This is a genomic window from Kitasatospora sp. NPDC051984 (assembly GCF_044593455.1).
Taxonomy (GTDB): Bacteria; Actinomycetota; Actinomycetes; order Streptomycetales; family Streptomycetaceae; genus Kitasatospora.
The window spans coordinates 168,026-191,830 of sequence record NZ_JBIUCB010000003.1 but is presented as its reverse complement, the minus strand read 5'-3'; the positions used below and the strand labels follow the sequence as shown (position 1 = coordinate 191,830).

The 23,805-nt window shown below is 73.0% G+C and carries 24 protein-coding genes; 12 read left to right on the top strand and 12 right to left on the bottom strand.

The window, feature by feature from the left end; genetic code table 11:
- The first annotated feature begins 336 nt into the window (after positions 1-336).
- The 4 genes from purS (at position 337) to ACIHEI_RS07425 (ending at position 4,449) form a co-directional block, all read left to right on the top strand.
- On the top strand, positions 337-633 hold the full coding sequence (purS, locus tag ACIHEI_RS07440) for a phosphoribosylformylglycinamidine synthase subunit PurS (RefSeq protein ID WP_392948841.1): 297 nt from the start codon (positions 337-339) through the stop codon (positions 631-633).
- Complete coding sequence (gene purQ / locus ACIHEI_RS07435; protein WP_387639683.1) at positions 630-1,307, top strand: phosphoribosylformylglycinamidine synthase subunit PurQ; 678 nt, start codon at positions 630-632, stop codon at positions 1,305-1,307. The genes purS and purQ overlap by 4 nt, the downstream gene beginning before the upstream one ends.
- Positions 1,307-3,562, top strand: a complete 2,256-nt coding sequence (gene purL, locus ACIHEI_RS07430; RefSeq protein WP_387639680.1) for a phosphoribosylformylglycinamidine synthase subunit PurL — start codon at positions 1,307-1,309, stop codon at positions 3,560-3,562. The genes purQ and purL overlap by 1 nt, the downstream gene beginning before the upstream one ends.
- A 74-nt stretch (positions 3,563-3,636) precedes the next feature.
- Positions 3,637-4,449 carry a sterol carrier family protein gene (locus ACIHEI_RS07425; RefSeq protein ID WP_396605993.1) on the top strand — a complete coding sequence of 271 codons (813 nt, stop codon included), beginning with the start codon at positions 3,637-3,639 and terminating at the stop codon, positions 4,447-4,449.
- Between the two features lie 16 nt (positions 4,450-4,465).
- Here the strand turns inward: ACIHEI_RS07425 and ACIHEI_RS07420 are convergent, their stop codons facing one another.
- From ACIHEI_RS07420 to ACIHEI_RS07405, 4 genes are all read right to left on the bottom strand, one after another.
- A complete protein-coding gene (locus ACIHEI_RS07420) occupies positions 4,466-5,143 on the bottom strand; it encodes an SUKH-4 family immunity protein (RefSeq protein WP_396605992.1) in 678 nt (225 codons plus the stop codon).
- On the bottom strand, positions 5,143-6,003 hold the full coding sequence (locus ACIHEI_RS07415; RefSeq protein ID WP_396605991.1) for a DUF3152 domain-containing protein: 861 nt from the start codon (positions 6,001-6,003) through the stop codon (positions 5,143-5,145). The genes ACIHEI_RS07420 and ACIHEI_RS07415 overlap by 1 nt, the downstream gene beginning before the upstream one ends.
- Before the next feature lie 124 nt (positions 6,004-6,127).
- Positions 6,128-6,841 carry a hypothetical protein gene (locus tag ACIHEI_RS07410; RefSeq protein WP_396605990.1) on the bottom strand — a complete coding sequence of 238 codons (714 nt, stop codon included), beginning with the start codon at positions 6,839-6,841 and terminating at the stop codon, positions 6,128-6,130.
- Positions 6,842-6,885: 44 nt separating this feature from the next.
- On the bottom strand, positions 6,886-7,749 hold the full coding sequence (locus ACIHEI_RS07405; RefSeq protein WP_392948857.1) for a nucleic acid/nucleotide deaminase domain-containing protein: 864 nt from the start codon (positions 7,747-7,749) through the stop codon (positions 6,886-6,888).
- A 125-nt stretch (positions 7,750-7,874) separates the two neighbouring features.
- Here ACIHEI_RS07405 and ACIHEI_RS07400 point away from each other — a divergent pair, with 125 nt between their 5' ends.
- Positions 7,875-8,855 (top strand): nucleic acid/nucleotide deaminase domain-containing protein, encoded by a 981-nt coding sequence (locus tag ACIHEI_RS07400; protein ID WP_396605989.1) that lies wholly within the window; start codon positions 7,875-7,877, stop codon positions 8,853-8,855.
- Between the two features lie 58 nt (positions 8,856-8,913).
- Positions 8,914-9,492 (top strand): SUKH-4 family immunity protein, encoded by a 579-nt coding sequence (locus ACIHEI_RS07395; protein ID WP_387639661.1) that lies wholly within the window; start codon positions 8,914-8,916, stop codon positions 9,490-9,492.
- A 13-nt stretch (positions 9,493-9,505) separates the two neighbouring features.
- On the opposite strand, the gene ACIHEI_RS07390 is transcribed toward ACIHEI_RS07395, so the two are convergent.
- Positions 9,506-10,285, bottom strand: coding sequence for a hypothetical protein (locus ACIHEI_RS07390; RefSeq protein WP_396605988.1), 780 nt, complete (start codon positions 10,283-10,285; stop codon positions 9,506-9,508).
- 140 nt (positions 10,286-10,425) lie between these two features.
- Here ACIHEI_RS07390 and ACIHEI_RS07385 point away from each other — a divergent pair, with 140 nt between their 5' ends.
- On the top strand, positions 10,426-12,225 hold the full coding sequence (locus ACIHEI_RS07385; protein WP_396605987.1) for a hypothetical protein: 1,800 nt from the start codon (positions 10,426-10,428) through the stop codon (positions 12,223-12,225).
- Between the two features lie 56 nt (positions 12,226-12,281).
- On the opposite strand, the gene ACIHEI_RS07380 is transcribed toward ACIHEI_RS07385, so the two are convergent.
- Positions 12,282-12,701, bottom strand: coding sequence for a DUF3151 domain-containing protein (locus ACIHEI_RS07380; protein ID WP_396605986.1), 420 nt, complete (start codon positions 12,699-12,701; stop codon positions 12,282-12,284).
- A 98-nt stretch (positions 12,702-12,799) separates the two neighbouring features.
- Positions 12,800-13,822 carry a class II fructose-bisphosphate aldolase gene (gene fbaA, locus ACIHEI_RS07375; protein ID WP_387639651.1) on the bottom strand — a complete coding sequence of 341 codons (1,023 nt, stop codon included), beginning with the start codon at positions 13,820-13,822 and terminating at the stop codon, positions 12,800-12,802.
- A gap of 262 nt (positions 13,823-14,084) precedes the next feature.
- On the opposite strand from fbaA, the gene ACIHEI_RS07370 reads away from it, so the two are divergent.
- Positions 14,085-14,810 (top strand): DedA family protein, encoded by a 726-nt coding sequence (locus ACIHEI_RS07370; RefSeq protein ID WP_396605985.1) that lies wholly within the window; start codon positions 14,085-14,087, stop codon positions 14,808-14,810.
- 105 nt (positions 14,811-14,915) lie between these two features.
- Here the strand turns inward: ACIHEI_RS07370 and pyrE are convergent, their stop codons facing one another.
- From pyrE to ACIHEI_RS07350, 4 genes are all read right to left on the bottom strand, one after another.
- A complete protein-coding gene (pyrE, locus tag ACIHEI_RS07365) occupies positions 14,916-15,452 on the bottom strand; it encodes an orotate phosphoribosyltransferase (RefSeq protein ID WP_387860498.1) in 537 nt (178 codons plus the stop codon).
- Positions 15,453-15,484: 32 nt separating this feature from the next.
- Positions 15,485-16,348 carry a CoxG family protein gene (locus ACIHEI_RS07360; RefSeq protein ID WP_396605984.1) on the bottom strand — a complete coding sequence of 288 codons (864 nt, stop codon included), beginning with the start codon at positions 16,346-16,348 and terminating at the stop codon, positions 15,485-15,487.
- Between the two features lie 385 nt (positions 16,349-16,733).
- Positions 16,734-18,392 (bottom strand): spermidine synthase, encoded by a 1,659-nt coding sequence (locus ACIHEI_RS07355; RefSeq protein WP_396605983.1) that lies wholly within the window; start codon positions 18,390-18,392, stop codon positions 16,734-16,736.
- Positions 18,393-18,509: 117 nt separating this feature from the next.
- A complete protein-coding gene (locus ACIHEI_RS07350; protein WP_396605982.1) occupies positions 18,510-19,139 on the bottom strand; it encodes a DUF2617 family protein in 630 nt (209 codons plus the stop codon).
- A 572-nt stretch (positions 19,140-19,711) separates the two neighbouring features.
- Here ACIHEI_RS07350 and ACIHEI_RS07345 point away from each other — a divergent pair.
- Together ACIHEI_RS07345 and ACIHEI_RS07340 are read left to right on the top strand one after the other, a co-directional pair.
- Complete coding sequence (locus ACIHEI_RS07345) at positions 19,712-20,074, top strand: hypothetical protein (RefSeq protein WP_396605981.1); 363 nt, start codon at positions 19,712-19,714, stop codon at positions 20,072-20,074.
- A gap of 48 nt (positions 20,075-20,122) precedes the next feature.
- On the top strand, positions 20,123-20,653 hold the full coding sequence (locus ACIHEI_RS07340) for a hypothetical protein (RefSeq protein WP_396605980.1): 531 nt from the start codon (positions 20,123-20,125) through the stop codon (positions 20,651-20,653).
- Between the two features lie 11 nt (positions 20,654-20,664).
- Here ACIHEI_RS07340 and ACIHEI_RS07335 read toward each other — a convergent pair whose 3' ends face one another.
- Positions 20,665-21,825: a pyridoxal phosphate-dependent aminotransferase gene (locus ACIHEI_RS07335; protein WP_396605979.1), complete on the bottom strand. Its 1,161-nt coding sequence runs from the start codon at positions 21,823-21,825 to the stop codon at positions 20,665-20,667.
- Positions 21,826-22,025: 200 nt separating this feature from the next.
- Between ACIHEI_RS07335 and ACIHEI_RS07330 the strand changes: the two genes are divergently transcribed.
- The gene (locus ACIHEI_RS07330) at positions 22,026-22,547 is read left to right on the top strand and encodes a hypothetical protein (protein ID WP_396605978.1); all 522 of its coding nucleotides are present in this window, start codon (positions 22,026-22,028) and stop codon (positions 22,545-22,547) included.
- Positions 22,548-22,551: 4 nt separating this feature from the next.
- Positions 22,552-23,652: a peptidase gene (locus ACIHEI_RS07325; RefSeq protein ID WP_396605977.1), complete on the top strand. Its 1,101-nt coding sequence runs from the start codon at positions 22,552-22,554 to the stop codon at positions 23,650-23,652.
- The last annotated feature ends 153 nt before the right edge of the window (positions 23,653-23,805 follow it).

The following is a 23,805-nucleotide window of genomic DNA, read 5'->3' as shown; positions in this document are numbered from 1 at the left end:
CGTCGGCGGGCAGGGGGAGCCCACGCCGAGATGCGGCGCGTTCGGCTGCCGGTCGCCCTATTCTGCACCCGGAACGGGTGGAAATCGAAGAGTTCGGGATTCCTTTTTTCTGGATATTCACGGGGTTCCCTCGGATGCCGATACAGCCTCGTTACAGACGGGATTAAACCGACGAAATCGGGTGCCGCCGGGGATCCGGGTGCCCGGGGGAGAGGCTTGGAGGCCTTGGCTCGTAAGGGGCATGGGTCTACGCGCGTTGCCGCAGGTAGGCCGCAAGAAGGCCTTCCGGCCCAGGTAGGCTGAAGGTCCCCCGCCTTCACGCAATCACCACCGGGAGTGCCAGTGGCACGCGTCGTAGTCGACGTCATGCTCAAGCCGGAGATCCTCGACCCGCAGGGACAGGCGGTGCAGCGTGCACTGCCGCGTCTCGGATTCGCCGGGATCGCCGACGTTCGCCAGGGCAAGCGTTTCGAACTGGAGCTGGAAGGGCCGGTCGATGACGCCGCGCTCGCCCGCATCCGTGAAGCTGCCGAGACCTTCCTCGCCAACACCGTGATCGAGGACTTCACCGTCCGCGTCGAGGAGACCGCGACAATGGTCCCCTCCTCCTCCGTCGGAGGAGACGCCAAGTGACCACCCGCGTTGGCGTTGTCACTTTCCCCGGCTCCCTCGACGACCGCGACGCCCAGCGCGCGGTCCGCCTGGCCGGCGCCGAGCCGGTCGCCCTCTGGCACCGCGACAAGGATCTCCACCAGGTCGACGCCGTCGTCCTGCCGGGCGGATTCTCTTACGGCGACTATCTGCGCTGCGGTGCCATCTCCCGCTTCTCCCCGGTGATGGACACCATCATCGAGCAGGCGAAGCTCGGAATGCCGGTCCTCGGTATCTGCAACGGCTTCCAGGTGCTGTGCGAATCGCACCTGCTGCCCGGCGCGCTCACCCGGAACGACTCGCTGCACTTCATCTGCCGCGACCAGAAGCTCCGCATCGAGAACGCCGACACCGCCTGGACCCGGGATTACTCGGCCGGCCAGGAAATCGTCGTTCCGCTGAAGAACGGCGAAGGCCGGTTCGTCGCCGACGAGCACGTCCTGGACGAACTCGAGGCGGAGGGCCGCATCGTGGCCCGGTACCTGGATGTGAACCCGAACGGTTCGTACCGCGACATCGCCGGCATCACCAACGCCGCCGGCAATGTCGTCGGCCTGATGCCGCACCCGGAGCACGCCGTGGAGCCGCTCACCGGTCCGACCACCGAGGGCCTGGGCTTCTTCACTTCCGTCCTGAAGCAGCTGGTGAACGCCTGATGAGTCTCGATACCGTCAAGAACGCCGAGCAGACCCCGGACGCGGGCCAGCCCTGGGCGGAACTCGGCCTCAAGGAGGACGAGTACGCCCGGATCCGCGAGATCCTGGGCCGCCGTCCGACCGGCGCCGAGCTGGCCATGTACTCGGTGATGTGGTCGGAGCACTGCTCGTACAAGAGCTCCAAGATCCACCTCAAGCAGTTCGGCGAGAAGGCCCCGGAGAACGACGCGATGCTCGTCGGCATCGGCGAGAACGCCGGTGTGGTCGACGTCGGCCAGGGCTACGCGGTCACCTTCAAGGTCGAGTCGCACAACCACCCGTCGTACATCGAGCCCTACCAGGGCGCGGCCACCGGCATCGGCGGCATCGTGCGCGACATCCTGGCGATGGGCGCCCGCCCGGTCGCCGTGATGGACCCGCTGCGCTTCGGTGCGGCCGACCACCCGGACACCCGGCGCGTGCTGCCCGGGATCGTCGCGGGCATCGGCGGCTACGGCAACTGCCTGGGCCTGCCGAACATCGGCGGCGAGGTCGTCTTCGACTCCTGCTACCAGGGCAACCCGCTGGTCAACGCGCTGTGCGTCGGCGTGATGAAGCACGAGGACATCCACCTCGCGAAGGCCTCCGGCCCCGGCAACAAGGTCATCCTGTACGGAGCCCGCACCGGCGGCGACGGCATCGGCGGCGTCTCGGTGCTCGCCTCGGAGACCTTCGACGCGACCGGGCCGGCCAAGCGCCCCGCCGTCCAGGTCGGCGACCCGTTCCAGGAGAAGCTCCTCATCGAGTGCACCCTGGAGATCTTCAAGGAAGACCTCGTCGCGGGCATCCAGGACCTCGGCGGCGCCGGCCTGTCCTGCGCCACCTCGGAGCTGGCCTCGGCCGGCACCGGCGGCATGCGGATCGAGCTGGACACCGTGCCGCTGCGCGACCACACGCTCTCGCCGGAGGAAATCCTCATGAGCGAGTCGCAGGAGCGCATGTGCGCCATCGTCGAGCCCGGCAAGGTCGACCGCTTCCTGGAGATCTGCGAGAAGTGGGACGTCATCGCCACCGTCATCGGTGAGGTGACCGACGGCGAGCGCCTGGAGATCTTCTGGCACGGCGAACTGGTGGTCGACGTGCCGCCGCGCACCGTCGCCCACGAGGGTCCGACCTACCAGCGCCCGTACGCCCGCCCGTCCTGGCAGGACGCCCTGCAGGCCGACGCCCCGACCGCCGAGCGGCTCGCCCGCCCGGCGAACGGCGCCGAGCTGAAGGACGCGCTGCTGAAGGTCGCGGGTTCGCCGAACCAGGCCTCCAAGGCGTGGATCACCAACCAGTACGACCGTTACGTGCTGGGCAACACGGTGCTCGCCAGCCCCGAGGACTCCGGCATGATCCGGATCGACGAGGAGACCAACCTCGGCGTCTCGGTCGCCACCGACGGCAACGGCCGCTACACCAAGCTGGACCCGTACACCGGCGCCCAGCTGGCCCTGGCCGAGGCGTACCGCAACGTCGCGGCCGGTGGCGCCAAGCCGCTCGCGATCTCCGACTGCCTCAACTTCGGCTCCCCCGAGGACCCGGACGTGATGTGGCAGTTCGCCGAGGCCACCCGCGGCCTGGCCGATGCCTGCCTGGTGCTCGGCACCCCGGTCACCGGCGGCAACGTCTCGCTGTACAACCAGACCGGCGACGTCGCCATCCACCCGACCCCCGTGGTCGCGGTGCTCGGCGTCATCGACGACGTCACCCGGCGCACCCCCGTCGGCTTCGCCGAAGAGGGCCAGCTGCTCTACCTGCTCGGCGACACCGCCGACGAGCTGGGCGGCTCCGCCTGGTCGCAGGTCGTGCACAACCACCTCGGCGGCCTGCCGCCCAAGGTGGACCTGGAGCGCGAGCGCCTGCTGGGCGACATCCTGATCGCCGCCTCCCGCGACGGCATGATCGACGCCGCCCACGACCTCTCCGACGGCGGCCTCGCGCAGGCCCTGGTGGAGAGCTGCCTCAAGGGCGGCAACGGCGCCCGGGTGGTCGTGCCCGAGGGCATCGACCCGTTCGTGTTCCTGTTCTCCGAGTCCGCCGGACGCGCCGTGGTGGCCGTCCCGCGCAGCGAGGAGCTCCGGTTCAACGACATGTGCGGCGCCCGCGGCCTGCCCGCCGCCCGCATCGGCGTGGTCGACGGCGACGCCCTGGAGGTCCAGGGTCAGTTCACCGTCACGCTGGCCGAACTGCGCGACGCCCACACCGGCGTCATCGAGGCGCTGCTCGCCTGACGCGGCGTTGTTTCGACGGGCGGTCGGTTCGGAGTTCTCCGGACCGGCCGCCCGCCTTTTTGTACGCTGCGGGCATGCCCACTGCGAAGCCCCGAACCTACGACCCGGTGAAGGTGCGCGCCGCGCTCACCGGGCAGCTCGACGCGATCGCCGCCGTCGTCCGCGCGCTGGACGACGAGCAGCTCGCCCTGCCGACCCGGCTGGACGGCTGGCGGGTGCGTGAACTCGTCGCCCACCTCGGCATGGTGGCCAGCTGGGTGCCGCTGCACCTGCACGACCCGCTGCCGCCGCAGTCCCCGATCACGCCGCTGTACTGGGCCTCGAAGACCCGCACGGCGGCCGCCGCGATCAACTCGACGGCGGTGGAGCTGGTGGCCGAGCAGTTCGCCGGGGACGCCGCCCAGGTCTCCGGCGAACTCGACCGGCAGTTCGGCGAGTTGTGGAAGACCCTGGACAGCGACGAGGGCCGCGACCCCGGCCGGGTGATCCTGATGCGCTTCGGCCCGATGCTGCTGGCCGACTTCCTGGTCACCCGCCTGGTGGAGACGGTGGTGCACGCAGACGACCTGGCGGACGCGCTGGGCATCGACGCCTTCCCGCACGACCGCTTCGCGCTGGCCTCCGCCACCCGGCTGCTCGCCGACGCCTTCGCCGCCCAAGTGCCGGGCGGCGCCGTCGAATTGCGGATCCCCCCGCACGCCGTGGTGCAGGCCGTCGAGGGCCCCCGGCACACCCGCGGCACCCCGCCGAACGTCGTCGAGACCGACCCGCTCAGCTGGATCCGCCTCGCCACCGGCCGCCTCGCCTGGCCCGACGCCCTGGACGCCACCCTCACCGCGAGCGGCGAGCGCAGCGACCTGTCCGGCTACCTGCCGGTGCTGGGCTGAGGCTGCGGGGCGGGCGTCAGTAGCCGTAGCGGAAGTGCCGGACGATCGACTCCCAGCCGGCGTGGCGCAGCAGGTCGGGCTCGATCTGCCGCAGCTTGTCGGAGAGCCGGGCGATCACCTCGTCGGGATGCGGTGCGGTGCCGTCCGGCTCCTCGTCGACCGGATATCCGTCCTCGTCGAGCTCCTCGGGCGGGAACGCTTCGGCGAAGCCGGCGATGTGGGCCCGGCACCAGTTGACGGTGTCCGGGTCCATCAGGTCGCCGAGCAGGCTCAGCTCGTCGGCGCCGAAGGCGATCTGGCAGCGGAGCAGGGAGTGCAGGTCGCGGTGGGCGGGCCGGCCGTCGACGGTGGCCGGCTGGTGGGGGATCAGGGCGTACACCTCGCCGGTGGCGCCGTCGAGGGCGAACGTCGCGCCCCAGTACCCGAGTGCGACCAGGCCGGCGCCGCCGTCCGGCAGGTCGGGCCAGAGCGCGGCCGGATCGCTGACGTACTCCGCCAGCGGGGTCGGTACCTGGCCGAAGAAGAGGAACGCGCCGGGGCCGTCGGGCAGCCCGATGTCGGTGAGCAAGGCACGGGCGGATGGGTCGGTGACGACGGCGGGCAGCTCCGCCGCAGGGTAGCGGCGGAGCCCGTCGGCGCCGTAGACCTGCTCCAACTCGGCGCGGGTGACGGGCCGGACGGGTGGGGTGGGCATCAGGGCACCGACGGGCCCTTGAGGTAGGTGCCGTTGGTGTCGTAGGGCCAGGCGTTGGCGGTGCAGCCGTTCAGGCCGTAGATCTGTTGCATCATCGCGGGGGCGGGCTTGCCGGGGCCGGGGCAGCCCTCGTGGCCGTGGCCTATGCGGTGGCCGACCTCGTGGTTGACGATCAGGGCGCGGTAGTCGTCCAGGGTGCCGTTGAACTGGGGTGAACCGGTCAGCCAGCGCTTGGAGTTGACCACCACCTGCTTGCCGACGTCGCAGTTCACCTCGCCCTTGGTGTCCAGGCCGCCGGCGCCGCAGATCTTGTCGGTGGTGTCGGGCGAGGCGATCATGACGGTGAAGTCGTAGGTGCCGGAGGAGACCAGCTTGAAGCTGTCGCGCTTGTTGGAGATCCAGCTGCGCTTGTCGCCCAGCACCTTGTGGATCGCGTCGGCGGCGGCCTTCGGGTCGATGTTGATGCCGTCCTCGACCTGGACCTGGTAGCGGCGTACGGTGCCGCCGGTGCCGACCGCGCCGCTGCTGGCGGTGGCGGTGGTGAAGTTGCCGCTGCCGTGCTGCACGACCTGCGAGTCGTTCTTGGACGGGTCGTTCTTGGACGGCTCGCTCTGCGGCGGCGCGCTGCTCTCCGCGGGCTTCGCGGGCTCGGGGGAGTCGCTGACCGGGGGGACGGGCCGGGCCTGGGTGGTGGATCCGGCGTCCTGCGGCTGGCCGTCGGTCGGGCCGAGCAGGGTGAATCCGGCCGCACCGAGCACGACCAGCGCCGCGGTGCCGCCCAGCGCCAGGGCCGTCCGGCGGCGGCGCGAGCGGGCGCGGCGCCGGGCGGACCTGCTGGGTGACCTGCGGGCTGCGGGCATCTGGTTTCCCTCGGGACGACGACAGTTGCGGGTGTGCGGTGCGGTTCGGTGGCCCGTTTCGCACGGTTGTGTTGCATCGTGAACATACGCGGCCTGGCTGCGGTTGGTTCCGCCGGGCCGGGTCTCAGCCGTGGATCCGGCCCTGGAGCTGCTTCAGCACCTTGGTCAGCGGTTCCCCGGTCAGGGCCGGGTCGGCCGGGTCCGCGTCGCCCTGGGAGAGCAGCAGTACCAGGTCGCCGTCGCCCTTGAGCGGCACCCGGGCGATGGCGGCGATCCCGTTGCCGGGCAGCAGTTTCGGCCGGTCGCCGGGCTCGGGCCGGCCGGTGACCACTTCGCCGAGCTGGTCGACGGTCAGCTGCCCGGTCCGCTGGAGGGTCGGCAGCATCACGCTCACGCCGACGTCGTCGATCGGTACGGCCTCCAGGTCGAGCCGGACGGTGGCGCTGCCGGCCGTCCAGGTGCAGGTCACCCAGGCGTGCGGGGGCATGCCGGGCGCGGAGGCGGTGGTCGGCGACGGGCTGGTGCCGGACGGCCACGGGTAGGGCGGGGTGCCGTCGCCGGGCTCGCCCTCGACCGCCTTGGTGTCCTTGGCGCCCGGGGCGACGGGGCGGTCGATCCCGGCGTTCCTGAGCGCGGCGGCCAGCTCGTCCAGGCCGAACGGGCAGGCGGTGGACGGCTGTTGGCGGAGCTGCTCGGCGGTGGAGCGCACCTTGGCGTACGACAGGCCGCTGCCGGAGCTGTCGTCCGAACAGGCGGCCGCGCCGAGGGCGAGGCCGACGGCGGCGGGCAGCGCGAGCAGTCGGCGGGCGGCCGGGCCGGGTATGCGGTCAGCAGTCACCGGCCCAGGCTACGTCCTTGGCACGAAGGGTAGTTGAGACCGCGTCAGTCGCGCGCGGTCAGTGCCTCGGCGAGTTCGCGGATGCCGGCCTCGCGCTCGGCGGCGGTGTCGCCGTAGTCGTAGCTGTGGGTGAACGCCGCCTGCGGGAAGGTTTCGGCCATCCACACCGAGCAGTAGTGGCCGGGCATGAAGCAGGCCTGCAGCTCGGTGTAGACCTCGACGACCTGCTCGGACTGGACGCCAAGGGCCCGGGCGCGGTGCCAGAGCGCCTCCTCGGCGTGCAGGGCGAGCGAGCCGCCGGCTGTGATGATCTGCGGCTCGCCCTTGGCGTCCAGGTACTTGAAGGAGGCGTAGCTCGGCACGCCGCGGGTGTGCCGGACGTCCTCCAGGACCCGGGGCCACCACAGTTCGTCGTCCTCGAAGGCGCGCAGGTCGGTGGCGCGCAGCCGGCTCTCCACGGTGGTGAACTCGGCGAAGACCTGGTCGGGCTGTTCGGCGGCGGCCAACGCGGCCAGGCTGCGGTCGAGTTCGGCGAGCGAGGAGAGGAACGCCTCCAGGCTGGTGTTGACCAGCACGGACGGCTCCTCGAAGTCGACGAACACCGACCAGACGCGGCCCTGCGGGTCGAGGCAGAGTTCGGAGCCGCCGTCGGTGCCGAGCCGGGCCCACTGCTCCTCGCCGTCGCGCGGGCCGGGCCGGTCCTGGCCGGCGGTGAGGTCGCCGAGGGCGAGCGCGTCCTCGGCGGAGGTGCGGAAGTAGGGGCCGACCTGGACCGGCAGGCCGGTGGCGGCCAGCAGTTCGGCCGCCGCGGCGGGGATGGTCACGCGGGCGAACTCGGCAGCGTCCGGGCGGCGGAGGCCGGCGGGGCCGAAGCGGTCGAGCAGGCGCTGGGCGAGTTCTGCGGTCATGGCAGCAGTGTATGCGCGGCGCGTTCGGTCGGCGCCGGACCGGCCGCAGGCGGCGGATCGGTGCGATGATACGGCGAGCGCCCCGATCGAGGGCGGCAACTGCGGTGGGCGGGACGGGGGTTGACGTGGACGACATCGCGCACCACTACGACAACGTGGAAAAGGCCGCGGCCGAGTTCGACCAACTGCACGCGAAGCTGAGCGCCAAGAAGCACAAGGTCAACTACGGCCATGCGAAGGCGAGTTCGACCGGCCGTGGGGACAAGCTGGGCGAGGTGGTGGCCAAGGCCGCCTCCACCGCCCTGCAGAGCATCGAGAAGGCCCTGGACGCCCTGGCGGACCACGCCGACAAGGCCTCCAAGGGCCTGCTGACGATGAACAAGAACCACCGCGAGAACGAGGAACGCCTCGGCCAGGAGTTCAAGCGGATCACCGCCAAGCACGACACCACCCCGGTCTACCTGCTCAGCGCCGACGGCCAGCTCCACCGGCTGCACAGCGACGGGAGCGCCCCGAAGCCGATCGCCGGTCACGAGCCGGGCATCCGGGACCTGCTCGATCCCAACCCGCACGGGCCGGGCAACCTGACCACCGTCGGCCCGCCCAACGACCGCAAGAACTACCCGTTCAACCCCAAGCGGCGCCCCAAGACGGGCCGCCCGCTGGTTCCGTCGACCCAGATCGACACCGGCAGCTCCGAACTGGCCCGCGCCACCCAGCGCGCCCGGCGGGCGACCAACCAGTACGGCGGCGGGGTCCTGGAGAACCCGAGCGCCAACTACGCGGCCTTCCACTACGACAACGGCACCGGGAACCCGGTCATCGTGGTGGCCCAGAGCATCCCGCGCAGCTCCCACTCCGAGATCGTGCTCGGCCTGCCCTTCCTGCGCAAAGGCCTGCAGGACAACGTCGACGCCGTCTACACCGAGCGCCAGCCATGCCCGAAGGGCAGCACCTGCGGGGCCTGGCTCAAGCAGTACTTCCCGAACACCACCGACGTCACCCACAGCTTCGACTACAACGGCGACGCATCCTCCGACGGCAACAAGCAGCACAACCGCTATCTGATAAACCTGAAGCGCAGACACCAGCAGATCTACGGCTGAGCCGCGCCGGCCCGCACCGGGCCGGGCGGGGCCGTGGCGGACGGCGGGAGGACCCCGGGTGGCAGTGACACGCGCGGAGATGGAGCGGGAGTTCGGGCCGGACGGCCTGGTCCGGCCCCCCGCGGAGCGGATCGCCGAGTCGGTGACCGACCCGGGCGCCCGGGACTTCCTGACCACCGTCGGCCTGCCGGCCGGCCGCACCGCGGTGTTCGAGGCGGAGGAGCACCTGGCCACCGGGCCCGTGCCGCTGCGCGAGCACTTCGGCGACTGGAGCGAGGCCGAGGACGAGTACCTGGAGCTGTTCGGCCCCGGTGTCGGCTCCTGGCTGATCCTCGGTGAACTCGCCACCGGCACACTGGCGTTGAACGGCGCCACCGGCGGCGTCCACGCCATCCCGCTGGACATCGCCGAGGACGGCCTGGACCGCCCGTACCACGCCGACCTGTCCTCGCTGGCGGCCTTCCTGCTGGCCTTCCAGCGCGAACTGCCGCACTACGACGAGGGCAGCGGGGCGGAGGAGCTGCGCGACTCGGTCGAGCGGCTCACCGCCGAACTGACCGCCCTGGAGCCGCGCGCCATGGCCGAACCGGAGGGCGTCTGGCGGCTGCTGCTCGACGAGATCCGGTACGGCTCCTGACGGCCCATCGGGGTCAGCGTCCGCGCGGGGCGTTGCCGGACGGGGCCGCACCGCGGTTGGCGGCGGCGCCGGAGACCACGTTCTGGCCGAACTGCTCGGCGGAGCCCAGCGGGTCGGCGGCGTAGCCCTTCACCTGGTCGACGGACTGCTGCACGCCGTCCTTGAAGCCGTCCTCGCCGGCCCGCGCCGTGCGGCCCAGGTCGATCCCGTGCTGGGCGCCGACCGCGTTCATCGTCAGCTGCACCACCAGGTCCTGCGCCATGCCGCCGAGCGCCGCGAACACCGGGCCCTCGACCAGCGACATCAGCTGCGACAGCAGCTGCTGCTCGGCCTCCTTGAGGAGGCGTTTGACGATGATCCGGGTGGCCTGGGTGGCGCCCACCGCGCCCGCCTCGGACAGCCCGAAGGTGAACGGCGCGGCCGCCTGCGCGGCGATCAACTCGGTGGCCATGATGATGAGTTGGGCGATCGCGGCGACTTTCGCGCCGGTGATCACCAGCGCGGCGCCGTCCAGCCCGGTGGCGAACAGGTCCAGCGCCTTGCTGACCTGCGGCAGGTGGGTGCCGACCACCTTGTCGAACTTCGCCTGGAACGCCTCCGCGGCCGGCCCCTGGTTCATCCCCATCAGGTTGCCGACGACGTTCGACAGGACGTCCCGGTCCTCGGTGAGCGAGGAGGCGAGCTCGCGGAGCTCGTCCGCCATCTCGCGGTACTCGTCCTCGTCCACGTTGGGCCAGTTCACGCCGATCAGGTCGAGCACCCAGGCGAGTTCACCCGGCAGTACGACGCCCATGCGCTCTCCTTCCCCCGTCTTCCGGAACGACTATTCAGGCTGCACCGAGAGTCGGTCAACTCCCTTGCCCCGGCGGGATTCCCGATGGGTAGGCTCCGACAAGGACAGTGCCGAACACCGAACGGAACGGGGGCCAGGGGATGGACGAGCACCGGATACCGCCGCTGCGCGCCGGCCGCAGGGCCGCCGGAGCGGCCCTGCTCGGCTGGCTGCGGGACCCGAGGGCGCCGCGCCTGTGCCGGGTCTCCGGGTCGCCGGGCAGCGGCCGGACCCACCTGCTGGCCTGGCTGATCGCCGGCGCCACCGCCCCCGACACCCCCGTGGAACGGCGGGTCAACGCCTTCCTGCCCGCCGACGGGTACGGCGTCCGGGCCGCGGTCTGGCAGCTCGGACAGCAGCTGGACGTGCCGGCCCGCACCCCCGGGGACCTGCTCGACCGGCTGGCCGCCGACCCGCGGCGCACCGTGATCTGCGTCCCCGAGCTCGACAAGGCCCTCGACCCGGCCCGGCTGGTGGCCGAACTCCTCGACCCGCTCCTGGGGTTGCCGCACGTCCGGCTGGTGGTCGAGGCCACCCCGGAGCTCGCGTTCACCGCGGTCACCGGGCCCGCCGAGCTCGACCTGGACGACCCCCGCTGGACCGACCGCGAACGCTGGGACGCCTGGTGCGAGCACGAGGGCCACGACCCGACCGGGTACCCGAACCCCGGGCGGGCCCTGGGCGCCGCCGAGCCGCCCGCGCCGCCCGCCTTCGCCGACCTGCTGGCCCGCGTCCCGCTCGGCGCCGACGGCGGGCCCGACCTCCCCGCCGCCGGGACGGAGCTGCTCACCGGCCTGTGGGCGGCCGCGGCCCGCGCCGGCGAGCTCGGCCCGCTGGCCGCCGACCCGCTGCTGTACGTGCTCGCCGAACCCGTCGCCGTCACCGCCGCCCTGGAGAGCGCGGCCCCGGGCACCGTTCCCGCCGTGCTGGACGCCGCCTGGCAGGCCGCCGGCCCCGCGCTGATCGACACCCCCGAGCCCGCCGTCCGGGCCCACCAGCTCCGCGCCCGGCTGCTCGGCACCGACCCCGCGGACCCGGCGGTCGCCGTCGCCGCCGCATTCGCCGCCGACCGGCTCGGCACCGCCCCCGGCCGCTGGGCCGCCCGCTGGGCCCGTCACAGCCCCGGCGCGGCCGCCACCGCTCCCGGCGCCGGCCCGTCCCTCGGCCAGTGGCTGCTCGCCGACGCGGGCGGCGCGGTGCACGCGCTCTCCCCGGCCGACGGCACCGTGCTCGGCCGGATCGCCGTGCCCGGCCCGAAACCGCTGCGCGCCCTCGCCGCCACCCCCGGCGGCAGCGTCGTCCTGCTGGACGTCTGGGGCGGCCTCGAGCTGGTCACGCCCGGCCCGACCGCCCCCGGCCTCGATCCGTACGCCCTGGACGAGGCGCTGGCCCGGCTGCGCGCCGCCGCGGGCGGCGAACCGGCCGTCCTGGCCGCCGCTCCCGGCCTGCCCGGCGCGGCCCCGGCGCTCGGCGACAGCGACGGCGGCGTGCACTGGTACCAGGACGGCGCGGTGCTGAGCGAGAAGCTGCACACCGGCCCGGTCACCGCGCTGGCGGCCGACGCGGTGGGCGCCGACCGGACCGGGCCCGGCGCCCCGCTGCTGGCCAGCGGCGGCCTGGACGGTGCCGTCCGGCTCTGGGGGCCCGGCTCCGAGCCGATGCCCGAACCCGCCGAGCGCCGCCCGTGCCCGGTCACCGCGCTCGCCCTCGGCACCGGGCCGTCCGGGCTGCTGCTGGCCACCGCCTGGTCCGACGGCCTGATCCGGGTCAGGCGCCCGGAGCAGCCCGACAGCGTGCTCGACCTGCGCCTCGGCTCCCCGGCCGGCGGGCTCTCACTGGCCGGCGACGTCCTGCTGGTGGGCCTCGACGAGGGCCCGCTCGCCGTCGACCTGAAGGGCTGACGGGATCGGGCCGCCCCCCGCGGTGGGGGACGGCCCGTCGGTGCGTGTGCTTGCGGTTACTGCTTGAGTTCGGCGTACGCCTCGGCGCTGCTGTCCTTCAGGAACTGCCAGCAGCGGGCCTCCTCCTCGGTCTCGCCGATCGAGCCGGCGGCCCGGGCGAGCGCGGCCAGGCAGCGCAGGAAGCCGCGGTTGCCGCGGTGCTCCCACGGGACCGGGCCGTGTCCGCGCCAGCCGCTGCGGCGCAGCTGGTCGAGGCCGCGGTGGTAGCCGGTGCGGGCGTAGGCGTAGGACTCGACGGTCCGGCCGGCCGCGAACGAGTCGTCCGCGAGCATCGCCCAGGCCAGGCAGAACGCCGGGTACTCGGCGGCCACCTGGGTCGGGGAGGCGGACTCCTCGGCGAGCATCCGGTAGGGCTGCTCCTCCTCGGGCAGGAGGGTCGGCTCCGGTCCGTCGAGCAGGTTCTTGTGCATCTCCATGGTGTGCCAGTCTGCCACTCGGGCGGCCGGTGGTCGCCGCTTCCGGAAACGCCGGTGCCCCGCACCCGGGCGGGTACGGGGCACCGGCGGTGGCGCTGTTACTTCATCCGCTTGCCGGCCGAGCGCAGCTGCTGCGCGGCCTCCAGCACGCGGGCGGCCATGCCGGCCTCGGCCAGCTTGCCCCAGGTGCGCGGGTCGTAGGTGTTCTTCTTGCCGACCTCGCCGTCGACCTTCAGCACGCCGTCGTAGTTGCGGAACATGTGGTCCACGACGGGGCGGGTGAAGGCGTACTGGGTGTCGGTGTCGAGGTTCATCTTGACCACGCCGTTCTCCAGCGCGGTCCGGATCTCCTCCGCGGTGGAGCCGGAGCCGCCGTGGAAGACGAAGTCGAACGGGTCCTGCTTGCCGTACTGCTTGCCGATCTCGGCCTGCAGGTCGGCCAGCAGCTCCGGACGGAGCACCACGTTGCCCGGCTTGTACACGCCGTGCACGTTGCCGAACGAGGCGGCCAGCAGGTAGCGGCCCTTCTCGCCCAGGCCGAGCGCCTCGGCGGTGCGCACCGCGTCGTTCACGGTGGTGTACAGCTCGTCGTTGATCTCGTGCGAGACGCCGTCCTCCTCGCCGCCGGTCGGGGTGATCTCGACCTCGAGGATGATCTTGGCGGCGGCGGCCTGGGCCAGCAGCTCCTGCGCGATGGACAGGTTGTCGGCCAGGGTCTCGGCCGAGCCGTCCCACATGTGCGACTGGAACAGCGGGTTGTCGCCGCGGGCGACGCGCTCGGCGGAGATCGCCAGCAGCGGGCGGACGTAGCCGTCCAGCTTGTCCTTCGGGCAGTGGTCGGTGTGCAGGGCCACGGTGATGTCGTACTTGGCCGCGACGATGTGCGCGAACTCGGCCAGCGCGACGGCGCCGGTCACCATGTCCTTGTTGTGCTGGCCACCCAGGAACTCCGCACCACCGGTGGAGATCTGGATGATGCCGTCGCTCTCGGCCTCGGCGAAACCGCGCAGGGCGGCGTGCAGAGTCTGCGACGAGGTGACGTTGATGGCCGGGTAGGCGAACTTGCCCGCCTTGGCCCGGTCGAGCATCTCGTTGTAGGCCTCGGGAGTTGCGATGGGCATGCGAATCCGCTCCTGTCGGTGTGGGGCGATCGGACGACGCTGTCCGAAGGCTCGATACGCCTGTGGTTCACGACGGATGCGGCACGAGCTGAGGGTGGTTGCTCGACCGCGGGCCGGACACCTCGGTCATCTTCCCAGACTCGCCCCGCGGACACACCCAGCGGCCCGCAGGTTGGGACAACGGCTCGGGCGGGCGCTCCCGCAGAGGGTTCGCGGGCCTCCGGCCGAGCCTTCGCGAAGCGAGTCGGGCTATCCTGCGCGCGTGGAACACATCCAGCTCGCCGTCAACGTCCTTGACGCCAAATCGCTCGTCGCCTCCGTCGGCGCCATCGGGATCCTGGCGATCATCTTCGCCGAGACCGGCCTGCTGGTCGGGTTCTTCTTCCCGGGTGACTCGCTGCTCATCCTGGCCGGTGTCGCCGCCTCCAGCGCCGCCCCGGCGGTGCTCGGCGACGGTGCCCAGATGAACATCGCCATGCTGCTGATCGGCGCACCGCTCTGCGCGATCGCCGGAGCCCAGCTCGGCCACCTGCTCGGCCGCAAGGTCGGCCCGAAGATGTTCGACAAGCCGAACTCGAAGATCTTCCGGCCCGAGTTCGTGGAGAAGGCCGAGGACTACTTCGACAAGTTCGGCCCCGCCAAGGCCGTGGTGCTGGCCCGGTTCATCCCGATCGTGCGGACCTTCCTCAACCCGGTCGCCGGCACCCTGCAGATGCCCGCCAAGACCTTCCTGCTCTGGAACGTCGTCGGCGGTGTGCTGTGGACCGAGACCATGCTGCTGATCGGCTACTTCACCGGCGACCAGCTCGCCCCGGTGATCGACAAGTACCTGCTGCCCGCGATGGCGCTGATCATCCTGATCTCGATCTCGCCGATCATCGTCGAGGTGATCCGCGAGCGGAAGAAGAAGAAGGCCGGCGGCGCCGCCGCCGCCGCCGAGGCCGAGGCCGCGGAGGCGCTCGGCAGCGGCCGGCACCGCAAGCACTGAGCCCGCACCGCTCGACGCGAGAGGCCCCGACCACCTTCCGGTGGCCGGGGCCTCCGGCTTGTTCCACGTGGAACCGGCGCGCTTCCCGGGCGCCGGTTCAGGGGCTCACAGGCCCAGGTCGTCCAGGGTGTACGCGGTGATGTACGGCAGGCCGGTCTCCGCGATCGCCGGGGCCGCGCCGCGCTCCACGATCACCGCGACGCCCACGACCTCGGCGCCCGCCTCGCGCAGCGCCTCCACGGCGGTCAGCACCGAGCCGCCGGTGGTCGAGGTGTCCTCCACCGCCAGCACCCGGCGGCCCTTCACGTCCGGGCCCTCGATGCGGCGCTGCAGGCCGTGCGCCTTGCCCGCCTTGCGGACCACGAAGGCGTCCAGCTTGCGGCCGCGGGCCGCCGCCGCGTGCAGCATCGCCGCGGCCACCGGGTCGGCGCCCAGGGTCAGGCCGCCCACCGCGTCGAACTCCAGGTCCGCCGCCGCGTCCAGCATCACCTTGCCGACCAGCGGGGCCGCCTCCGCGTCCAGGGTGATCCGGCGCAGGTCGACGTAGTAGTCGGCCTCCCGGCCCGAGGAGAGGGTGACCTTGCCGTGCACGACGGCCTTGTTCTTGATCTGCGCCAGCAGGGCGTCCCGGTCGTTGCTCATGGACAGCCAGTTTAGGTGCAGAAAGGGCCTCGTCAGCGCCGCCGCAGCGCCCGGACCAGCACCACCGCGCCGCCGAGCAGCGCCACCCCGCCGCCGATCACCCACGGCAGCGCGCTGCGCTCGCCGCCCGCGCCCGGCACCAGGGCCGGCTCCGCGCCGCCCCAGCGGGTGGCGGCCCGGGCCCGCGCGCTGTGCGCCGGCGGGGCGGGCGCGTACCGGCCGTGCGGCGGGGCGTGGTCGACCTCCTCCGCCGAGCGGCCGACGATGCTGCGCCGCACCGGGGCGCTCTCCTGCTCGAACGCCGGCTCCGGGCGGGTGACCGGCACCGGCTCGGGCAGGTCGTCCTCGCCGAACGCGATCAGGTCGGACAGGTCGTCGTCCAGGTCCGGTCCCTGTGCCCGCTCGTCCAGAAACACCACGGTCGCGCCGTCCGCCGGCTCGTCCTCGGCGTCCTCGCCCGGCCCGGACAGCTCGGCCACCAGGGCCGCCACCGCCCGGTCGATCAGCCGGCGGCCGGCCGTCTCCAGCACCGGGGCGGTGAAGCCCGCCAGCCGGCCGGACGCGGTCAGCGAGGTCGCGAAGCACACCACGGTCTCGCCCGGCCGCTCCCGCAGGGTGACCCGCAGTTCGGCGGTCACCGGGGCGGCGCCGCGGATCTCCTCGCCGGTCAGCCGCAGCTCCAGCGCGCCGTCCTGCCAGTCGCCCACCGACAGCCGGCCGGCGAAGGTGATGGTGGAGCCGGCGATCCGGACCCTGAGCCGGCTGTCCGCCGCCGAGGGCGCGGACGTGGACGCGACCGCGCTCAGCCCCGGCACGCAGCGGGCCACCAGTTCGCGGTCCAGCAGCGCCTCCCGCACCACCTCGGCGGGCACCGGGACGACAACCTCATGCTCCATACCGGCGAGCCTACCGACCGGCCGCCGCCGTGCCGAGCCCCGCACCCGAAGCCGGGCCGGGCGTGCCGCGAACGGGCGCACGGCGAACGGCGGTTCGAACGCCGCGGGCCCGGCCGGACGGCGCCCGGTCAGGGGCCGATCAGCGAGTGCGGCGGCGACAGTTGCGACGGCCGGTGCGCGGACAGCCGGGCCGGGTCTGCCGTGAACGGGCGCACGGCGGACGGTGGTTCGAGCGCCGCGGGCCCGGCCGGACGGTGGCCGAGCGCGGCGACGGCCGGTGGGTGGACAGCCAGGCCCCGCGCCCACAGCCGGGCTGGGTGTGCTCGGAACGGGCGCACGGCGAGCGGTGGTTCGAGCGCCGCGGGCCCGGCCGGACGGCGCCCGGTCAGGGGCCGATCAGCGAGTGCGGCGGCGGCAGCGGCGACGGCCGGTGCGCGGACAGCCGGGCCGCCGTGCCGCGCAGCCCGTCGACGGTGAGCGAACGCGGCGCGGGCGCGGCCGGGTCCAGCGCCAGCGCGGGCGCCTCGTGGGCGGCCAGCAGGAACGCCGGGGCGGGCCCGGCCGCCCCGCAGTCGTCGGCGGCCGGCGCGACGCCCTGGTACGGGACGGCGTCCAGCCCGGCGGCGGCCAGCCCCGCCTCGGAGCTCCACAGCCCGCCGTCCGGGGCGCCGCCGCGCACCGCCAGCCGCCCGTCCGTGGCGAGGCGCCGGGCGGCCAGGCCGTAGAACTCGCGCGAGCGGTACTTGCCGTGCGCGGCCTCGTCGTCCAGGTCGGAGACGATCACGTCGAACTGGTCGGGGGTCTCCCGCAGCCAGCCCATCGGTTCGGCGGTCACCAGCCGCACCCGGGGGTCGTCCCAGGCGTGCTCGGTCAGCGCGTCGTAGGCGTCGTCCCGGCGGGCCAGCGCGGACAGTGCCGGGTCGCGTTCGACCACCAGCACACTGCGCACCGCCGGGTGCCGCAGCACCTCGCGCAGCGCCAGGCCGTCGCCGCCGAGCACCAGCACCCGGTCGCTGGGGCCGCCGGCCAGCGCGGGGCGGACCAGCGCCTCGTGCTCGCGGTACTCGTCGGCGCCGCAGACGGCGAGCCGGCCGTCCAGGAAGAGCTTCAGCGGATCCGGCGGGAGCACGCCGGCCGGGCCGCCGGTGAGGACGATCTCCTGGTAGCGGCTCTGCGCCGCGTACCGGATCGGCCCGCCGTACAGGGCGTGCCGGGCGGCGCGCTCGATCGCGCCGGTGCAGGCGGCGGCCAGCCCGAGGACGGCGAGCACCAGGCCGCAGCCGGTCCACAGCAGCAGGCGGGCCCGCCGGGTGGGTTCGGCGCGGAACAGCCAGAGCACCACCACCGCCCCGGCGACGGCGTTGACGGCGCCCGTCACCAGCGCGCCGGCGGCCTGCCCGAGCGCGGGCAGCAGCACGAACGGGAAGGCCAGGCCGCCGATCAGCGCGCCCACGTAGTCGGCGGCGAACAGGTCGGCGACGGCCCGGCCGGCGTGCTCCCGCCGGATCCGCTGGATCAGCGTCATCAACAGCGGGATCTCGGCGCCGATCAGCAGCCCGATCAGCACGGTGGCGGCGACCAGCGCGACCAGCGTGGCGTGCGGCTGGCGCAGCCAGGCCCAGCCGCAGTACAGGGCGAGTGCGGACAGGCCGCCGGTCAGCGACAGCGCGTACTCGACCAGGGCGAAGGAGGTGGCGGGGCGGCGGGTGAGGCCCTTGGCGAGCAGCGAGCCGATGCCCATCGCGAAGACCATCACGGAGAGCACCACGGAGGTCTGGGTGACCGAGTCGCCCAGCAGGTAGCCGCCGAGCGCGACCAGTTCGAGTTCGTACACCAGGCCGCAGGCCGCGCAGACGAACGCGGCCAGCAGCACCAGGATCCGGGCCGGCCGGGCGGGCAGGGCGAGCGGTATGGCGCCCGCTGCCCGGATCGCGCCGCCGAGGCCCGCGGTGCGGGTGGCGGTGGGCCGGGACTCGGCCGCCGGCGGGGGAGCGGGGGCGTCCGGACCCGGCTGCGCGGACCGTCCGACCGGATGGTTGATCATGAATGAACGCTAGGCGAGAGCCCGGGTGAATGGCTGCGCCCAATCGGGGGACAGCGGGCGGCGTCCGGTTGACGTCCGGTCACCGTCCGGCCTGCGGTTCCGGTCCGTTTCCGGGGCCTAGCCGCTGTGCCCGCTGTGCCCGCCGTGCTCGCCGTGCTCGCCGTGCTCGCCGTGCCCGCTCCGGCCGCCCCCGCCGCCCGGGGCTGCTTCGACGGTGCGGCGAAGCGAGAGCGAGGAGCGGGTGCACACCAGGCGGCCCTCCTGCGGGTAGGCGTGCCAGGTGCGCCAGTGCACCCGGCGGTCCCCGCAGTGGGCGACCAGCGCGGTGAAGGCGCTCGGGTCGCCGGGGAAGACCCCGGCCAGCGCCCGCGGGTGCCCTTCGACCAGGGCCAGCAGCTCCTGGGCGCGGGCCGCGAACACGTGCGGCGGGAGTTCCTCGATCCGGGCGGCGAACTCGTACTCCCAGCCGGCCACCTGCTCGGCGACCCGGGCCGGCAGCGGGGTGCGGCGGCCGGGCAGGCAGGCCACCGTCTCCAGGCAGTCGCCCGGGCCGGCCGCCAGGACGACCTGGTGGGAGGCGCCCAGCAGCCGCAGCTGGAGGGTGCCGCCGAGGGCGCCGGACCGGCCGGTCCCGTCGTCGAGTCCGATGTCACGGACGGCCAGCGCGGGAAGCGGATCGCCGCCCAGCTGCCAGGCCAGGTCGCCGGCGCGGGTGTCCGTGTAGGAGGTCTGCAAGGTGGTGAGCATGCTCGGCTCCGCGTTTCAGCTCCGTACGCGCCCCAACGGCCGGATTCCACTCCTCAGTGCGTGAGGCTGTTCGAGACTGTCTGATCCGGGGCGCGGCCGACCGGGGGGGAAGGAGGAATTCCGGCTGGAGATTCAGCAGCAGAGAAGCATGAATTCTCCGGGTCCGTCAGGGATTTACCCATGTTTGGCACTCATTCACCGTTCTGAGGCCTGTGCCCGACTGGGTGTGATCGGTCCTGGGTTGCACTCTGTCCGACGGGCGCCACCACGCCGGTCTCGTGCGCCGTGCACTCCTAGAGTGCGCTCGGGGTGAAGGGCGTCCGGACACGACAGGACGCCCGGCACCGGAATCGCCGCCCACCGGATGCCCCGTACTCGCGGCGCCTCGCCGGGCCGGGGGGAACCGCGTGGGAAGTCCCGTTCGGCCTTCGTGTTGGAACCAAGCAAGTGTCCGTTCGGATCTGGGGGTTGAGCGTTGTCGATCGAGTTACCGTCGGAGCTTGTCTGGATCACGGCAACGGCGGACACCGTCTGGTCACCATGTTCCCGGAACCCGACAGAGGGAGGAACAGGTGAGTTTCCAGCCGTCCAGCATTCCGTACTTCGACGCCGACCCGGCGATCGGTACGTTCTTCCGCTACGCGCTCTCGCCCGAGTTCATCGATGACGTCCACGAGACGCGGGTGAGCACGGAACGACGGAATTCCGCGTTCTCCCGCCATCTTCGAGAGGCCCTGGAGAACCTACTGCGGGAGCGGCCCTGCGACGTGATCGACTGGGCCCGTCTCACCAAGGTCGCCTTCAACGATGAGGCGCATCTGTACGGTTACCTGCAGGATCTCTTCGACCACCTCTTCGAGGGCCGGAGCGAGCCGCCGGTGGCACCGGACCCGGAGGCCCCGATGCCGGACTGGGTCGACATGCTCTGGTCCTGACCTGTCGGTCCTTGCTCCGATCACACCCTGGAAGGAAGCAGCGGCACCATGCCGCTTCGCAACGAGCTCCCGCCCCGCAGTGGGCCCTGGGCCAGCCGGTTCGACTCCGAGGACGCCCTGTACCAAGCCGAGGACGCCCTGCGGGCTGCGGCACTGAAGAACCACGACCTGTCGCCGATCCTCCCGTTCGAGGCGGTCTACGGCCCGTTCCTGGAGTGCGCGGGCAAGGCCACCGCGTTCGCGATCGATCCGACCGAGATCGGCCTCGGCGAACTCGGGCTGGACGCGCCGGGGGTGGACCGTCGGTTCGTGCACTTCTGCGCCGGGAGTCTCGGAGTGGAGGCGGTCGACGATCTCGGTGAGCTGCGCGAGACCTTCGACGAGGCGTGGCCCGACTATCGGGACGTGATTCGGGCCGGCCTGCTGCACCTCATCCGCAACCGCCCACTGACGGTCGACCAGTGGTACGCGCTGACCTACGTCCGCTTCCCCGACCAGCGCCGGCTGACGGCTTTTCTGGGCCAGGTCTACGCCTACCTGTTCGACGGTTTCGACGCGATGCCGGTGGCTCCCCGGTAACGGGTGGGCCCTCAGAGCCGGTGCAGCCGCTCGACGGCGTCCCGCAGCACCGACTCCCGCTTGCAGAAGGCGAATCGGACCTGGCTGATGCCGAGGTCGGTGTTGTCGTAGAACACCGCGTTGGGAATCGCCACCACCCCGCACCGGCCGGGCAGCGTGCGGCAGAACTCGATGCCGTCCTTCTCGCCGAGCGGGGTGATGTCGGTGGTGATGAAATACGTGCCCTGCGGTTCGAACACCCGGAACCCGGCCTCGGTCAGCCCGGCGGCCAGCAGGTCGCGCTTGCGGTGCAACTCGGCGCGGAATTCGGCGAAGTACGAGTCGGGCAGCCGCAGCGCCTCGGCGACGGCGTACTGGAACGGGCCGGCCGAGACGTACGTCAGGTACTGCTTGGCGGTGCGGACGGCGGCGACCAGCTCGGGTGCGCCGGTGACCCAGCCGACCTTCCAGCCGGTGAACGAGAAGGTCTTGCCGGCCGAGGAGATCGCGACGGTGCGCTCGCGCATGCCGGGGAGGGCGGCGAGGGGGTGGTGGGCGCCGGCGAAGACCAGGTGCTCGTAGACCTCGTCGGTGATCACCAACAGGTCGTGCTCGACGGCCAGTTCGGCGATCGCGGCGAGTTCCTCCGGGGTCAGCACGGTGCCGGTCGGGTTGTGCGGGGTGTTGATCAGCAGTAGCCGGGTGCGCGGGGTGATCAGCGAGCGCAGCTCGTCGAGGTCCGGGCGGAACGCGGGCTGGCGGAGGGTGAGCGGCACCCGGACCGCGCCGGCCATCGCGATGCAGGCCGCGTAGGAGTCGTAGAACGGCTCGAAGGCGATCACCTCGTCGCCGGGCTCCAGCAGGGCGAGCAGGGCGGCGGCGATGGCCTCGGTGGCGCCGGCGGTGACCAGTACCTCGGTGTCCGGATCGACCGTCAACCCGTAGAAGCGGTGCTGGTGTTCGGCGATCGACCGGCGCAGCTGGGGCACGCCCGGGCCGGGCGGGTACTGGTTGCCGCGGCCGTCACGGAGGGCCCGGACCGCCGCCTCCCGGACCTCCTCGGGGCCGTCGGTGTCCGGGAACCCCTGCCCCAGGTTGATCGAGCCGGTGGCGGTGGCCAGGGCGGACATCTCGGCGAAGATCGTCGTCCCCATGCCCGCCAGTCGGCGGTTCAGCAGCGGCCTTGCACCCATTGCGGCTCCTCGCAGGTTGTGGTCGGCCAATCCTCCGACGGCGGCAGGCCGTGGACAAGCACACAGCGGTGCTCGTTCCGGTGGGGCGGATCGGCGCAATCCGGGTTGCGGGTACCGGCCGCGCTGGATTGGCTGATCGCACGTCAAGAGACGTTTTCGATCGGTATGTCAGTCGGTGGGGGGTTACTACAGGAGCTATTGTGCGTGCACGAATTCTGTCTGCCGCGGCCGTGGCCGCCGTCCTCGCCATGACCCAGCCGGGCCTGGCTGTCGCCGACGAGGCGGACGACCCCAGTACCACCGTCACCTTCGTGGTCACCTCCGGCGCGCTGACGCTGTCGGTACCGGCGTCCGCGACCCTCGGCTCGGGAGCGCCGGGCACCACGATCAGTTCCCCGATCGGCCCCTGCACCGTCACCGACGACCGCGCCCTGCTCTCGGCGTCCTGGACGGTGACCGCGGCGGAGACGAACTTCGCGAACGGGACGCAGACGATTCCCGCCTCCGACGCCACCTACACGGTCGGCTCGGTGACGACGACCGGCACCATCACCGTCACCCCGACCAACGTGACGCTGAGCAACGCCGCGCAGACCGTGCTCACCGGAAGTGCCGGGGTCGGGGACAACACCGCGACCTGGGACCCGACCGTCAGCGTCAACGTGCCCGCCTCGGCGGTCGGCGGGCTGTACACCGGCACGCTGACCCAGTCCGTGGCCTGACGCGATGAAGGGTGCGCGCAGGTACGCGGCTTTGCTGCTGCTGGCGGCCGCCGTCCAGACGGCCGCCGTGCTGCCTGCCGTGGCGGACGGCATGCCCTCCCCGGTGCCGAGCACGTCCGGGCACGAGCAGCACGAGCAGCGCGGGGAGCACGGGGAGCGCGGGGAGCGCGGGGAGTACGGGGAGTCGAACCCGGCGGAGCGGAAAGTCGGCATCAAGCTGCTCGACGCCCCGGAGGACCGCCGCGACGACCCCAGGGCGCAGGCGTACATCGTCGACCACCTCGCACCCGGCTCGAGCATCGAGCGGCGGGTGGAGGTCAGCAACGAGTCGTCCACGCCGATGCACGTCGACGTCTACGCGGCGGCGGCGTCCGTCACGAAGGGGAAGTTCACCTTCGCGCCGGACCGCACTCCCAACGAGCTGACCGGCTGGACGTCGCTCGACACCACGGGCCTCGACCTGGCGGCCCACGGGACGGCGCAGGTCCGCGTCACCGTCCAGGTGCCCAAGAATGCCTCCGCCGGCGAACGGTACGGCGTCATCTGGGCGCAGACCGGCCCGCCCGAGAAGCGCGCGGGCAATCTGACGCTCCTGGGCCGGGTCGGCGTCCGCATGTACCTCGACATCGGTCCGGGGGGCGAGCCGGCCTCGGACTTCGAGGTCGAGCAGCTCACTCCCGGCCGGAGCCGCGACGGGAAGGCGGAGCTGCACGCCCGGATCCACAACACCGGGGGACGTGCCCTGGACATCGGCGGGACGCTGGTGCTCTCCGACGGGCCCGGCGGACTTCGCGCCGGACCCTTCTCCGCCGCGACGGGCACCACCGTGGCCCCGGGCGAGCGGGCGGACGCGATCGTCCCGATGGACGCCCGGGTGCCGGAGGGCCCGTGGACCGTGGAGCTCGCGCTCCGGAGCGGCCAGGTCGAGCACTCCACGCGGGCCACCGTCACGTTCCCGACGACCCCCGGCGGCACCGGGGCGGTCGCCGCGTCGGCCGCCCGGGCGTGGCAATTCCCCACCCCGATGGTCACCGGGCTTTCGGTCCTCGTGCTCGCCGCGGTGGGCCTGCTGCTGCCCAAGTCCCTTCGCCGGCGCCGCCGCTGACCACGGAAAGCCCGCTCGACCCTCTGGGCCGCGGGGCCCCCCGGCCCCCCCCCCCCGGCCCGCGGGGGGGGGGGGGCGGCGCGGGGGGGGCGGGGGGGGGGGGGGGGGGGGGGGTAGTGTGGGGGCCCCGGGGGGGGTCGGAACGGCGGGGCC

What these genes read in the sequence shown, in the direction of transcription:
- purL (WP_387639680.1), top strand. Translation starts at nt 1,307, where the DNA reads ATGAGTCTCGATACCGTCAAGAACGCCGAGCAGACCCCGGACGCGGGC.
- ACIHEI_RS07425 (WP_396605993.1), top strand. Translation starts at nt 3,637, where the DNA reads ATGCCCACTGCGAAGCCCCGAACCTACGACCCGGTGAAGGTGCGCGCC.
- ACIHEI_RS07420 (WP_396605992.1), bottom strand. Translation starts at nt 5,143, where the DNA reads ATGCCCACCCCACCCGTCCGGCCCGTCACCCGCGCCGAGTTGGAGCAG.
- ACIHEI_RS07415 (WP_396605991.1), bottom strand. Translation starts at nt 6,003, where the DNA reads ATGCCCGCAGCCCGCAGGTCACCCAGCAGGTCCGCCCGGCGCCGCGCC.
- ACIHEI_RS07405 (WP_392948857.1), bottom strand. Translation starts at nt 7,749, where the DNA reads ATGACCGCAGAACTCGCCCAGCGCCTGCTCGACCGCTTCGGCCCCGCC.
- ACIHEI_RS07390 (WP_396605988.1), bottom strand. Translation starts at nt 10,285, where the DNA reads ATGGGCGTCGTACTGCCGGGTGAACTCGCCTGGGTGCTCGACCTGATC.
- ACIHEI_RS07385 (WP_396605987.1), top strand. Translation starts at nt 10,426, where the DNA reads ATGGACGAGCACCGGATACCGCCGCTGCGCGCCGGCCGCAGGGCCGCC.
- ACIHEI_RS07380 (WP_396605986.1), bottom strand. Translation starts at nt 12,701, where the DNA reads ATGGAGATGCACAAGAACCTGCTCGACGGACCGGAGCCGACCCTCCTG.
- fbaA (WP_387639651.1), bottom strand. Translation starts at nt 13,822, where the DNA reads ATGCCCATCGCAACTCCCGAGGCCTACAACGAGATGCTCGACCGGGCC.
- pyrE (WP_387860498.1), bottom strand. Translation starts at nt 15,452, where the DNA reads ATGAGCAACGACCGGGACGCCCTGCTGGCGCAGATCAAGAACAAGGCC.
- ACIHEI_RS07360 (WP_396605984.1), bottom strand. Translation starts at nt 16,348, where the DNA reads ATGGAGCATGAGGTTGTCGTCCCGGTGCCCGCCGAGGTGGTGCGGGAG.
- ACIHEI_RS07355 (WP_396605983.1), bottom strand. Translation starts at nt 18,392, where the DNA reads ATGATCAACCATCCGGTCGGACGGTCCGCGCAGCCGGGTCCGGACGCC.
- ACIHEI_RS07350 (WP_396605982.1), bottom strand. Translation starts at nt 19,139, where the DNA reads ATGCTCACCACCTTGCAGACCTCCTACACGGACACCCGCGCCGGCGAC.
- ACIHEI_RS07340 (WP_396605980.1), top strand. Translation starts at nt 20,123, where the DNA reads ATGCCGCTTCGCAACGAGCTCCCGCCCCGCAGTGGGCCCTGGGCCAGC.
- ACIHEI_RS07335 (WP_396605979.1), bottom strand. Translation starts at nt 21,825, where the DNA reads ATGGGTGCAAGGCCGCTGCTGAACCGCCGACTGGCGGGCATGGGGACG.
- ACIHEI_RS07325 (WP_396605977.1), top strand. Translation starts at nt 22,552, where the DNA reads ATGAAGGGTGCGCGCAGGTACGCGGCTTTGCTGCTGCTGGCGGCCGCC.